We start from the raw sequence: 11,169 nt of genomic DNA on the forward strand, positions 1-11,169 counted from the left end.
GATGCAAGATGTACTTTAGAAATCTGGCCTCACATAACACATAGAGCTTTCAATATTTTAATGTAGGCCGGCAAGCAATAAAGGCTTATAGAACACACCACGCTAAATATATTTAAAATTCAAAACCAACACCTGCACCTGCAGTGACTTGCTTTGAAACGTTATCGTATGCAGCATTGAGCTTTACGCTCAACGCTTCATTAATTCGACGTCCCGCGCCGATGGCAAAGGCTTGAGCAGACCCGGATGTGCCAAAGCCTGCCGAGACCGATGTTTTGCCGGGACTCATCGGGGTTATTAGGGAACTCATTGCAGCACTTTGCGCCATAAAACCACTCACATTTCTATCCAAACGTTTAACTTTCTGCTCAACACCATGTACACGCGTCTCGAGATTATCTATACGCAATTCGGCTATGCCTATGCGGCGCCTATTAACCATACTCATGGCAGTATTAACATCAACCTGCTCAGCGACGTCATTTACCCTTCCCGCAAACTGTTCAAGGTGCTGAGCGGTATTGACTATTTCTTTTTTATTTTCATTGACCTTACCGTCTACCGTTTTAATACTGTTCTCGGTCTCGACTTTGTCAGCGGCAGCCATCTTCGCATTAATGTCTACCTTATCATCGAGCGCGCGAATCTTATTGTCGCCCTCCGCCTTATTGCCCGATATCAACGCCTGATTATCTTTAACTTTATCATCCACTTTTTTTATGTCTGCAGCCGCCTCAATTTTATTGACATCAATAGCTGCTTTATTAGCCGTCACCCTAGTATCTACTTCGGTTATTTTAGTATCGGCTTCAACCTTGTTGGCATCTATAGATGTTTCAGTAGCCATCACCCTGCGGTCCACACGATTGATTTCTCTATCGGCATCAATCTTATTGGCATCTATTGAAGATTTATTCAACGCAACATCGCTGCCCATATTAGTGATTTTTGCATCAACCTCAGCCTTATTGGTAACTATTGAAGAGGTATTCGACGCAACATCCCTGCCCATATTAGTGATTTTTGCATCAGCCTCAGCCTTATTGGCAGCTATTGAAGAGGTATTCGACGCAACATCGCTGCCCATATTAGTGATTTTTGCATCAGCCTCAGCCTTATTGGCAGCTATTGAAGAGGTATTAGACGCAACATCCATGCCCATATTAGTGATTTTTGTATCAGCCTCAGCCTTATTGGTAGCTATTGAAGAGGTATTCGACGCAACATCCCTGCCCATATTAGTGATTTTTGCATCAGCCTCAGCCTTATTGGTAGCTATTGAAGAGGTATTCGACGCAACATCGCTGCCCATATTAGTGATTTTTGCATCAGCCTCAGCCTTATTGGTAGCTATTGAAGAGGTATTCGACGCAACATCGCTGCCCATATTAGTGATTTTTGCATCAGCCTCAGCCTTATTGGCAGCTATTAAAGAGGTATTAGACGCAACATCCCTGCCCATATTAGTGATTTTTGTATCAGCCTCAGCCTTATTGGCAGCCATTTCTCTGTCGGCACTGACCTTATTGGCATCTATTAAAGACTTATTCGCATCAGCCTTATTATCTACCTGGGTGATGTGTGCATCAGCGTCGGCCTTATTAACATCTATTGAACGTTTATTCTCCGCGACCTTGCTATCTACCCGAGTGATTCTTGCATCAGCGTCAGCCTTATTGTCACCAATTTCTTGCTTGTTAACTGCGATAGAAGCAGTATTAGCATCGACCTCCCCCTTTAACGTGGTGGACAAATAATTGTTATGGTCACTTAGGTTTTTGACTTCTTTTCTCTTCGCATTAATATAAGCATCAGCCGATTCTACAACTGAACAAACCAGATTTCTAGGTACATATGATGCTCCGCCAGGAATAGTTGTACCTCCTAAGCTTTTTACATCCACAGCGGTAACGATTTCTTTTGCATCTGGGTCTAGTGCATCTACATCGTCGCCACCACCATACTTCCAAATTTCGAGTGGCGCGGCAGAAGAATTTGCACTTCCCACAATCACGGTAAAAAACAAAAAATATTTTTTCATCGAAGCACCTAAGACCCAAGAGACTGAAGATAATGATACCTACTACGCGCACTTTACAAACATTAAAAACCCTTAAAGAATCTTAAAGAATCTTAAAGAATCTTAAAGAATCTTAAAGAATCTTAAACCCGCCAAGACAATCCTACTTAATTACCTACACAACAATATTCACCGCTCCTAAGAACCACGCACCCGCTCCCTGCATACTTAGCATATTAATAAGTGATCATCGACCGTACTTAGAAGGGCGTTCCTATTTTTGTACGGAATTCTGCCAAATTTATAAGACCTCTTTGTTAGGCCCTATGGCTTCGCACAGTGTCACTGTTGCCCATGGTCATACACCTTATACTCGTCAGGAGTGAAATCAGGGACAGATAGCACGCCCACCTTTCTCTTGATCATATTGTCTGCTATTGCCATCAATTCTTTTAACTCTGATAGTTCATTTTCCTTCTGAAATTTTAAGTGCAATTTCGGTCCTAGTGAGACCCAAGACCATAATTTTACTTGAGACCCTCCATCGTGGGCAGAGGCGAGATCTTCCGTCTCTTCCGAATCTGTTGCAAATATAGAATAAGTAGTCTTGCCAATAAAATGATCTTGCCAAGAAGACAGGTGAGCATCATTCAAGTAGCGAAGCGCCTTTTCTTCATATTCAGGCTCTAGATCTTTAATTATAGTTAGGCAGTCTTTCTCGATATTTTCAATTGCAGTTCCCAACAGACCAGCCTTTTCTTTCAGATCAGCTGCCCCGCGCTGCACCTGATCTAAAATAGCCTTATCCTTGGCCAAAACTTCGCTTTTTTTTGGTTTTTTTACAAGCAACAATGTCTCTGAGAGAGTTTTGTATTTAGCGGACTTCAGATCCCCTCCCTGACGACTAAATATTTCGTTAACGCCTCTAAGGTCTTTGCTAAGAAAACCAAAATTCTCAACACTTATTGTTCTATTCGAGTGCGGGGTATTATTCACACGCCTAACAAATTTTTCTAAATTTCGAGTTCTCACCTTATTATCCAGTGACACTTGACGATTAAAATCGTAGCATATCTGATCAATAGTTCTTGGAGCACTGCTTCTAGACAAAAAACTTAAACCCACTCTCTACCCCTTATATAAAGACGTCAATACTGATGAGCTCGACCAAGCTCTACAAGACTTATGTCAACGTAAATATCACTGCAATCTAGCCACGCAGAGTAATTAAAACTATCAGATATCGCTCATGCACTCTCGCCAAAGCGCTTTTTCGACAACGAAACGTATAGATGCAGAAGCTTTTTTAGTATTCATAGGGTTATAGCGAGAGCTTTGGCTGGGTTTGCATCGATGATCTGTAGATTCGGTGGCCGGTCAGGATGTTGACGCATCCAGCTTCGACCGCTCTTTATATTTGTTGCGCGATACTTCTTTGGCGTAGGCCTGACAGGCTTGCAGCGCCATCAGTCCTTGGTCGCCGTCGCCGGTGATTTCGATAATTCGTTGAGCATGCGCTCGGTCAAGTTGGGCTCTCGCGGTTCCATGAACCATGCAGTAAGCCCTGATTGAAGCGGGCAAGGTGCGCTCTTCCTTGTCAACACTGACCGCTGGCGCGGCTTTAGTCTTTGACTTTGGCGGCATCGTCAGCGTGGTAATGGCACTGGCCCCCGCTGACTTTTACAAAAGCATGACCACGCACACCGGCCCTAAGGTCTGGCAGGACGTGTACCGGCGTAAACTCACGCTGGCGAGGTCTACCTGAAACTCACGGTCATGGATGATGTGCTGATCGTGTCCTTCAAGGAGCTATGAACATGAAATGTCCATCCTGCGGCGCGGCAGAGCTGGTGCATGACACTCGCGACCTGCCTTACACCTACAAGAACGAGTCCACTGCGATCCCTTCAGTCACCGGCGAATTCTGCCCGGCCTGTGGCGAAACAGTACTGGATGCCAGCGAGTCCACCCGTGTGAGTGCTGCGATGCTGGCCTTCAACAAACAAGTGAATGCAGCGATTGTTGATCCAGGCTTTATCACCACCGTGCGTAAAAAACTGGACCGTGACCAACGTGAAGCGGCCGAGATTTTCGGCTGTGGCGTAAATGCGTTTTCCCGTTATAAGAGCGGTAAAACTAAACCACCACTGGCACTGGTTAAGTTACTGAAACTGCTCGATCACCATCCCGAGCTGCTGAATGACCAATTGACCTTGCCCTAGGCTCCCTGAATGTTCGATTCGAACGGAATGTAACCCGACTCAGAAGAGAAATCGGTCTTCGGTTACCCTTGAACTCGTGCCATACACTCGGGCGGATCCAGCCATTGGTAGGCTGTTCGCTTTTGTTAACACCTTCCGTGGCCCAGTCCTTGGCGATGCGCACGCCGGGGCGTCCGATTAGAGAGTCGACATCCTTGAAGCGGACTTTCGCGCCGACGTCATCGCTGCTGTCCAGGTCAACGTAGCTGTAAAACGGCTGCAATTGCGGCTCGACGTACAAGTCCTTGTTGACCTCGAACGGGTAGCCGTTTTCCAGCGAGGCTGGTGTAGCCTCGGCCGCGGGTTATCAGTTTCGTCAGGTCGTTAGGTCTGGCCTCGATGTCGAAGCGATTGACTTGCAATACGCCGTCCAGATACCAGCCGGAGGGACCGAAGTGCATCCAGTAGGCGCCTATTCCATAGGCTCGTAAAGTGTCCTCACCGGCGGCGCTGCGGGTGTAATGACTGACACCCGCATTGAGCGTGCCCGCCGATAACGAGATGCCGGCCTGCTCATGGCTGCCGTCGGCTCTGACCTTGCGGTAGAGGTCGGTGCCTACCTGAAACGCCGTCAAGTCGTAGTTGTATTCGGGAGTATTGCCCAAGTATAGATTTTTTAAGATGAAGGTAGCGTAAAACTTATAGAGATCTACGTTTTAAGTTAAAACTATTAATTGATTTAACATCCCCTCTCGAATTACCTAATGGTAGATCTACTAATGCATCAACCGTACCAGCTGTCTGGCCAGTTTTAAGCCCATCCTCTTCCAGAACAATTTTAAACAAATGGGCTTTTTTATCATAGCACTTGAACAATATTCTGAACTTGGTATCAGGTTTAAATAGTGTTTCTTGCTGATTATGAAACTCGTCCAGTCGTTTTCTCTGGCTCGTGCTTGAATCAATCCATGCGCCATACTCCTTGTATTTAAGGATAGACTTAATTGCTGCATCAAATTCATTATTATATGAATAAAAATACGCCGGTTCTATTTTGATATCTCCAAACGGCAAATAAAATTTTGAAATATCCGCCCCCGATTTGCCTTTTAACACAAAAAAGGCCATATCTGAATTATCCAAAGACCCTACACTCATAAAAAAGTTCGCAATATCAGGTCTTTTACTGGTAGACATAAAAGCCTTATCGAAATACAAATCCCCTTCACTTGCTTTTATTATCTTGCTTGGTGCAACCTTAATCCCTCTGAACAGCATATAATTATTACTTGAAAAACCTCTCATGTAATTTACTGCCTCAACAATATCGCCAGTCAAACGGTCTAATATTTCGTGTTTATCCTCACCCCTTAAATAACTGTTTATAAGTTCAAAATTTGAACTTACATAAAAAGAAATAGCAGCATAATGCTTGAACGACATATTTTCTGGAACAATACCCAGTCTCAACGAGGCCGTATGCTTAAGCTTCATTTTTGCGATCATCGTAAAATCAAGGAATGGGTAGTTTGCTTGATACCGGTAAACATCAATCAAATCTTTAGCCGCCTGCAGCCTTGTATTTAAATCCATCAAAACGCCCACACGTTCTTTATCGGAATTTTTAAGTTGAGAACAAATGATTTTATTGCATGCGAGCGCTGCGACTTCAGCCCCATAATGTTTAGTGATCAGATCCGACAGAACGTCTGTAAAATCTTTAGCCGTGAAATCTCTTAAGTCCTTTGGCGAGAGCGACTCACCAAATAAAAGGTTATTTATTTCCTCGGTGATATTTATATCGCTATTTTCTTTATTCGGCGCAACACTCAGATCCCATGCTGGACTATTGGCACATATATCTTCACGTAAAACTCGCAGATTCCGAGCGACTATTGCAATCACTTTTCTTAAATCTGCTTCCAAAGAAACCTTTATTTTAGACGAAAGAGCAATAGGCGTCTCACTTTCGAGTTTTTTTTCTTCAAGTATCACCGAATTCGCAATTAGATTGTTTTTCTCTGCGTTCAAATTTGAAACTTTCACCAGAACTACACTTTCCAATTTTTTAGCATCAGGACGTATATACCTATACTCATTCGAAGCCAACTCGGCAGGTGAGTTTTTCAATCGCATATTTTTAGGCAATACGTATTTATGCTTCTTGCCTCCTGCCCTCTTAAAGTTTTCTAATACATCGCCTCCGGGACAGCAAAAAAATTTTGAACTAATACCTTTAAGCATATCTACCCTCCCCTCAATCAGGCCATATATTTAACACATAGGCCAAAGCATGCAATTTACTTTTAAAATGCATCATTCTAATAATCCACTCTTTAAAAAAACGCTCATCACACTCCATCTTCATAGCGGTGTACTTCAATAGAGAAAAAATATCCAGATTACTACTTGCAGGCCAGAACCTGCTCCACATTAAGGATTTGCGCCAACGGCCACTTCTCAGGAGGTAATTAACAAGGAATGGTAATATTCTGCAGGAACTCGACTCAGTCTCTGATCGACAAGCACAAAACACGTAAAACCGTCACCCTATAATTAATCAAAGCAATAATAACCCCGGCCGCGAACTCAAATACTTCATAAACAGTCAAACAAACCTCAAAAAAACTCTGACGCCAAATTTAAAATCTTGCCCTCTGCAAATTTCGAAATACCCGTATCGGCGTCGTTAGCATTCTCTCTAGATCGTTTATTATAAGATTACGAAATTCAAACACCCGTTTTGGCCAACTATGCAAAACCAGTAATTCTCGTATTTGAATAACTTAAAATACAAAAAACACTCTTTAAAAATTATCAAGCTGCCATCTTCATAAAAACTTACGAAGTGAGCGATATTTTAAAGCGCACAAGCTCGAAACCCCCGAGCATAACCATTGAAACCCCACGCGCAACGAGTACACCATGCTAGCCGTTCATAACACTCACTCAACTTCTGTCATCCCTCCTCAACCCCAAGGATTGGAAAACCAAGATTCCAACAGCATAAAGCGTAATGTTACTTCAGCAGGAAACTCCTCTGAATCATTTTCTACAGCAGCTAACAGCCCCCCCACAAACAACACTGACTCTTTATCTATAACGATACCTAAGCAAATCCACAGGGCTCCTTTAAAGGAACGCAGAACCCTCAAAGCAAAACAAATATTAACACTAACACGTGCTTTATTTAAAGGCAGCCCATATAAATCCGATAATAAAATCACATCATGTACAACTTTGGAGGAATGGAGCGCAAAAATAAACTCAATCAATAAAGTACGCGCATCAGGAACTTTGGAAAAACAATTGGAGCACGCTATTGCCTCTAAATCTGGTAACTGTGGAGAAATGGCATGTCTAGCATATATATTTTGGTATCAAATAGGCCTGTGGCCTGAAATGATCGAGTATGATCCAACCAAAGGGACTTTCGACCATCAGGCCTGCGTAATTAAAATTGGGATTGAGGATTTTGTCATTGACCCTTGGGCAAATATTTTATGTAGACTCGAGGAACATATCGACGCCCTCGCCAACAAAGTCAAGCAATGGGAATCTCAAGAAAAACATGTTGTACCAAGATTCTTCTATGCTATGACCCAAGATAATATCCCTGGCAAAGAGTTCATGCAACGCTATGCGACTACTGAAGAACACATTAGACATCTACGCCTTACCGCGCGGTATGAGCATAAGGAATTAGAAAGACTTGCCAATACAGATTTCTTCCTGAAAATAACGAAAGATCTAGAGCAAAACCCAACGCGCCAACTAGAAATTTAGTTTTCTTCAAACAAGACCACTTCAAACACATAAATACACAACTTTAAATTCTTTTCTTCTTAAAGTTAGCTCACTTGATCCTAGAGAATGCAACGTATTGGTGAGCAATTAAAGTAATACTCTTTCCTTAAGTAAGGCTTGGTGGCCGAGCTGGATAGTGACGCATCCAGCTTCGGCGGCTCCTTTTATTTCGTGCGTGATACTTCTTTGGCGTAGGCCTGACAGGCTTGCAGCGCGATCAGTCCTTGGTCGCCGTCGCCGGTGATTCTGATAATTCGTTGAGCATACGCTCGGTCAAGTTTGGCTCTCGCGGCTCCATGAACCACGCCGCCGGGGCCGGTGGTGGCTTGCACTACGTTACGATCATTTGTGGCGGTGGTGTCGAGTAGGACTGACAGCCGCAGGTCAGCAGTAGCAAGGCGATCACGCAGGCGGGTCTGAGTGGTTTTGGCATAAGTCAGGGCTCGGTAGTGGGCTTGGTCGCTGGCTGCCAGGCACTGCTCCAGGGCGAAGCGCTTGACCTGAACGACGAGGATTAACGCTGAATTGGCATTGGCCAGGTGGGTCAGGGTTGGTTGATGGGCGGTTTCCTGTTTAGCCAGTTGCTGGCCGTAGGCGTTGGCCTGCCACGCCCAAGCTGCCCAGGCACTGCTGGCCATGAGAGAGAGGATCAGCAGCAATGCCCCTCCCCACTTCACCGCTCGAGCTTCACGCCAACACCTTGAGAGCGCGGGCATACAGCGTCTGACGATCCGCCGCGCCGTTTTGGCCGCCGTTGATGCGGCGGGTAATGGTGTCGAACTGGCCCGCGTCAGCCAAGGTGTTGAGCCCCCTGCTCGCCCAAAACCACGCCGCGGACGTGCACGCATGCTGCGGCTTTTCCAGCCGCTCGGGTTGGTTGATCAGGTCAAGGGCCAGCGCTTCGCCGCACATCATGTAGTTGGCCCGGCCGGTGATCTGGATCAGGCCACGGCCCCGGTACTTTTGGCTGTCGCCATCCGCCTCTGGTGTGTTGCCCAAGCGCTTGGCCAGTGTGCCGGTGTCGTATTTGCTCAGGTATTGGTCATTGCCCAGTTCGCGCACGTAGCGGAACTGGCCAGATTCGTGGCCGATCTGGGCGATAAAGGCGGCGATGCGTTTCGGGCCGACGATCTGGAAGCGGACCATCGCGGTGTTTAGCACAGGAACAAAAACGCCGGCTGTTTTGCCGGCGTCGGGGAGGATCTGCTGGAGTTGCTGCTGGGTGATCGACATAGGCTTGCCCTAACGATAACGCCCGCTCATGGCCGGCTGGGTGTGGGTTTACACTGCTTTTAGCGATACGACTTTGAGGGGGGCTTTGGGCTTCTTGCCTTTGGCCTTGGCTTTGCCCTTTTTGCCGCCGTTGCATTCGACGGTGGTGCTCCAGCCGCTTTGGGTGAAGACCTGCTCCACCGAGTCCACCAGGTACTCGCCATCAAGCCCGGACTTGAAGCCTTGGGCGTTAATCGTTCGTTCGGCATACAGATCCGTACGACCGGGCATTTCCAGACGTACCGCTGCGGTCGAACGGTTGAAGGCTGATAGCCGCGCCTTGGCCGCTTGTTCGGCAGCGGACTTGTTTGGGTAGATGTGGCGATCGGTATGCACGGGCGGCAGGCCGTCCGGGGACTCGTCGTTGTCCAGGGTGACGACTTTTAACTGACCGGTCTTTTTGTCTTGATGCTGGGTGCTGACGGCTTTGTGGGTACTGCGATCAGTGAGGCGAAATGCCAGCGGCTGACGTCGCTGCGCGTGAGGGTGATGGTGCCCAGGGACTGGCCGCTCGCGCTTTGCCCGCCTTGTCTGGGCATGACCAGCAACTTGCCATCAGCCACCTTGGCGGTGCAGTCAAACTGCTTTGACAGGCGGGTCATGAAGTTAAAATCTGACTCGTTAAGCTGGTCAGCCCGTGGCACTACGGTGGTTACTGAGCACACGTGCGACCAGCCATTTCGTGCGGCTACGTCATTGACGATGCTGGCCAGACTCACACTTTCCCAGCTGCCGCTGCGGGTGGTCTTGCCACTGCCGCGCATGTCGCTGGCTTTACCACGGATCACCAGCGTATCGGGTGGGCCTGACAGTTCAACCTCGTCCACGGTGTAGCGCCCGAGGCGGGTTAAAGCGCTGCCATCGTAGCCCAGGAACACTTCAATGCTGGCCCCGCGACTGGGCAGCATCACGGCGCTGTCACGGTCATCGATCCGCAGCTCAAAGTCGTCGGACTCCATACCGGTTTTGTCGGTGGTGCGCAGCAACAGGAGGCGATCATTAATTAGTTCGGTGATGTCGGCACCGTCTGCGACGATGCGAAAAGTCGGAGTCATCGATATATTCCAGACAATAAAAAACCGCTTCAAAGCGGTTTAGAGAGTTCGCGTTACGGCTGCCGTGTTAACCCCACAGCATCACCACCTCATCACTCGGCACCGGCAAATCCGGCAGGTGAATAATCGCCCCCACCCGAAACGGCTGCGCCTCATCGGCCAGCCCTTGATTGGCATCGAGCACGGCTTCGACGGTGCCGTTGAGGTGGCCATAGTAGTTCTGGCAGAGGGTGTCGAGCACGTCACCACTAGCTGTTCTGCAGGTCGTCGCCATAGCGTACAAACTCCAAGATAAAGCCCTGTTTACGCGGAATGCCGCCTTGCAGCAGCGCGCTTTGTTCTTCTTCGATGTTTTTTAAACACCAGTTGCCCAGTACGTCGCCGTAGCCGGTGGTCAGGCCCAGCGGTATTCGCTGGAGCGTTTGAGTTCGTCAAACGCAGCGGTGTCCAGGTTGAACTTGAACGTAAAGCACACCTAAACCCAACCATCTGATGGCCTAGGTGGTTAATCAGTACGAAAAATAAATCATCCCCGGTAAGTCAATTCGCACTCATTCGGACAACAACAAGGAACTCAAACAGCTCAGAAAAGCATTTGAGTGCACTCCCTTTGAGTCGATTAGATATCAGGTTGTGCTCAATTCCGCGATGCCAGAACAGCAAAGGTCAGGGCCAACCGGGAAATCCCCCTACTCTCCCACGTGTTTACAATCGCACGCGAGTGGGGCTTGAGAGACAACGCCAACCCTTGCTTTAGGGTTCGCCGAAATAAAGAAATACCACGGGATGACTACGCCGGTGAAATCGTGTGGAA

General features: G+C 47.1%; 12 protein-coding genes and 3 pseudogenes. 4 read left to right on the forward strand and 11 right to left on the reverse strand.

The genetic code is table 11. From position 1 onward, the window contains the following. Positions 1–112 precede the first annotated feature (112 nt). From ACI7MX_RS18705 to ACI7MX_RS18715, 3 genes are all read right to left on the reverse strand, one after another. The gene (locus ACI7MX_RS18705) at positions 113–2,041 is read right to left on the reverse strand and encodes a YadA-like family protein (protein WP_405633904.1); all 1,929 of its coding nucleotides are present in this window, start codon (positions 2,039–2,041) and stop codon (positions 113–115) included. A 321-nt stretch (positions 2,042–2,362) separates the two neighbouring features. Beyond that, positions 2,363–3,145 carry a hypothetical protein gene (locus tag ACI7MX_RS18710; protein WP_405592051.1) on the reverse strand — a complete coding sequence of 261 codons (783 nt, stop codon included), beginning with the start codon at positions 3,143–3,145 and terminating at the stop codon, positions 2,363–2,365. A 252-nt stretch (positions 3,146–3,397) separates the two neighbouring features. Next, positions 3,398–3,601: a hypothetical protein gene (locus ACI7MX_RS18715; RefSeq protein ID WP_405592081.1), complete on the reverse strand. Its 204-nt coding sequence runs from the start codon at positions 3,599–3,601 to the stop codon at positions 3,398–3,400. Between the two features lie 13 nt (positions 3,602–3,614). Here ACI7MX_RS18715 and ACI7MX_RS18720 point away from each other — a divergent pair, with 13 nt between their 5' ends. Both ACI7MX_RS18720 and ACI7MX_RS18725 read left to right on the forward strand, forming a co-directional pair. Further along, positions 3,615–3,785, forward strand: a complete 171-nt coding sequence (locus tag ACI7MX_RS18720; RefSeq protein WP_405592054.1) for a type II toxin-antitoxin system MqsR family toxin — start codon at positions 3,615–3,617, stop codon at positions 3,783–3,785. 52 nt (positions 3,786–3,837) lie between these two features. Further along, positions 3,838–4,242 (forward strand): type II TA system antitoxin MqsA family protein, encoded by a 405-nt coding sequence (locus tag ACI7MX_RS18725; RefSeq protein ID WP_405592057.1) that lies wholly within the window; start codon positions 3,838–3,840, stop codon positions 4,240–4,242. Here ACI7MX_RS18725 and ACI7MX_RS18730 read toward each other — a convergent pair. The 3 genes from ACI7MX_RS18730 to ACI7MX_RS18740 are packed head-to-tail and all read right to left on the reverse strand — an operon-like array spanning position 4,178 to position 6,465. Further along, complete coding sequence (locus tag ACI7MX_RS18730; protein ID WP_405592060.1) at positions 4,178–4,522, reverse strand: autotransporter domain-containing protein; 345 nt, start codon at positions 4,520–4,522, stop codon at positions 4,178–4,180. The two genes, ACI7MX_RS18725 and ACI7MX_RS18730, sit on opposite strands and share 65 nt — an antisense overlap. Further along, complete coding sequence (locus ACI7MX_RS18735; protein ID WP_405592063.1) at positions 4,479–4,886, reverse strand: autotransporter domain-containing protein; 408 nt, start codon at positions 4,884–4,886, stop codon at positions 4,479–4,481. Before ACI7MX_RS18735 ends, ACI7MX_RS18730 begins: the two co-directional genes overlap by 44 nt. 34 nt (positions 4,887–4,920) lie before the next feature. Beyond that, positions 4,921–6,465: an ADP-ribosyltransferase gene (locus ACI7MX_RS18740; RefSeq protein ID WP_405592066.1), complete on the reverse strand. Its 1,545-nt coding sequence runs from the start codon at positions 6,463–6,465 to the stop codon at positions 4,921–4,923. Between the two features lie 681 nt (positions 6,466–7,146). On the opposite strand from ACI7MX_RS18740, the gene ACI7MX_RS18745 reads away from it, so the two are divergent. Next, positions 7,147–8,007 (forward strand): hypothetical protein, encoded by an 861-nt coding sequence (locus ACI7MX_RS18745; protein ID WP_405592069.1) that lies wholly within the window; start codon positions 7,147–7,149, stop codon positions 8,005–8,007. Positions 8,008–8,192: 185 nt separating this feature from the next. Here ACI7MX_RS18745 and ACI7MX_RS18750 read toward each other — a convergent pair whose 3' ends face one another. The 5 genes and pseudogenes from ACI7MX_RS18750 to ACI7MX_RS18770 form a co-directional block, all read right to left on the reverse strand. Further along, positions 8,193–8,744, reverse strand: coding sequence for a lysis protein (locus ACI7MX_RS18750; RefSeq protein WP_405592072.1), 552 nt, complete (start codon positions 8,742–8,744; stop codon positions 8,193–8,195). After that, positions 8,716–9,261 (reverse strand): glycoside hydrolase family 19 protein, encoded by a 546-nt coding sequence (locus ACI7MX_RS18755; RefSeq protein WP_405592075.1) that lies wholly within the window; start codon positions 9,259–9,261, stop codon positions 8,716–8,718. Before ACI7MX_RS18755 ends, ACI7MX_RS18750 begins: the two co-directional genes overlap by 29 nt. Before the next feature lie 48 nt (positions 9,262–9,309). Then, positions 9,310–10,355, reverse strand: a pseudogene (locus ACI7MX_RS18760) (phage late control D family protein). Between the two features lie 67 nt (positions 10,356–10,422). Beyond that, positions 10,423–10,629, reverse strand: coding sequence for a tail protein X (locus ACI7MX_RS18765; RefSeq protein ID WP_405592078.1), 207 nt, complete (start codon positions 10,627–10,629; stop codon positions 10,423–10,425). Beyond that, positions 10,604–10,762: pseudogene (locus ACI7MX_RS18770) on the reverse strand (phage tail protein); the annotation flags it as partial. The gene ACI7MX_RS18765 and the pseudogene ACI7MX_RS18770, both read right to left, overlap by 26 nt. A 118-nt stretch (positions 10,763–10,880) precedes the next feature. On the opposite strand from ACI7MX_RS18770, the pseudogene ACI7MX_RS18775 reads away from it, so the two are divergent. Next, positions 10,881–11,169: pseudogene (locus tag ACI7MX_RS18775) on the forward strand (integrase); the annotation flags it as partial.

Origin of the sequence: Pseudomonas sp. 2024-210 (assembly GCF_045062345.1) — a bacterium.
Lineage (GTDB): Bacteria > Pseudomonadota > Gammaproteobacteria > Pseudomonadales > Pseudomonadaceae > Aquipseudomonas.

What these genes read in the sequence shown, in the direction of transcription:
- ACI7MX_RS18705 (WP_405633904.1), bottom strand. Translation starts at nt 2,041, where the DNA reads ATGAAAAAATATTTTTTGTTTTTTACCGTGATTGTGGGAAGTGCAAAT.
- ACI7MX_RS18725 (WP_405592057.1), top strand. Translation starts at nt 3,838, where the DNA reads ATGAAATGTCCATCCTGCGGCGCGGCAGAGCTGGTGCATGACACTCGC.
- ACI7MX_RS18740 (WP_405592066.1), bottom strand. Translation starts at nt 6,465, where the DNA reads ATGCTTAAAGGTATTAGTTCAAAATTTTTTTGCTGTCCCGGAGGCGAT.
- ACI7MX_RS18745 (WP_405592069.1), top strand. Translation starts at nt 7,147, where the DNA reads ATGCTAGCCGTTCATAACACTCACTCAACTTCTGTCATCCCTCCTCAA.
- ACI7MX_RS18750 (WP_405592072.1), bottom strand. Translation starts at nt 8,744, where the DNA reads ATGCCCGCGCTCTCAAGGTGTTGGCGTGAAGCTCGAGCGGTGAAGTGG.
- ACI7MX_RS18755 (WP_405592075.1), bottom strand. Translation starts at nt 9,261, where the DNA reads ATGTCGATCACCCAGCAGCAACTCCAGCAGATCCTCCCCGACGCCGGC.
- ACI7MX_RS18765 (WP_405592078.1), bottom strand. Translation starts at nt 10,629, where the DNA reads ATGGCGACGACCTGCAGAACAGCTAGTGGTGACGTGCTCGACACCCTC.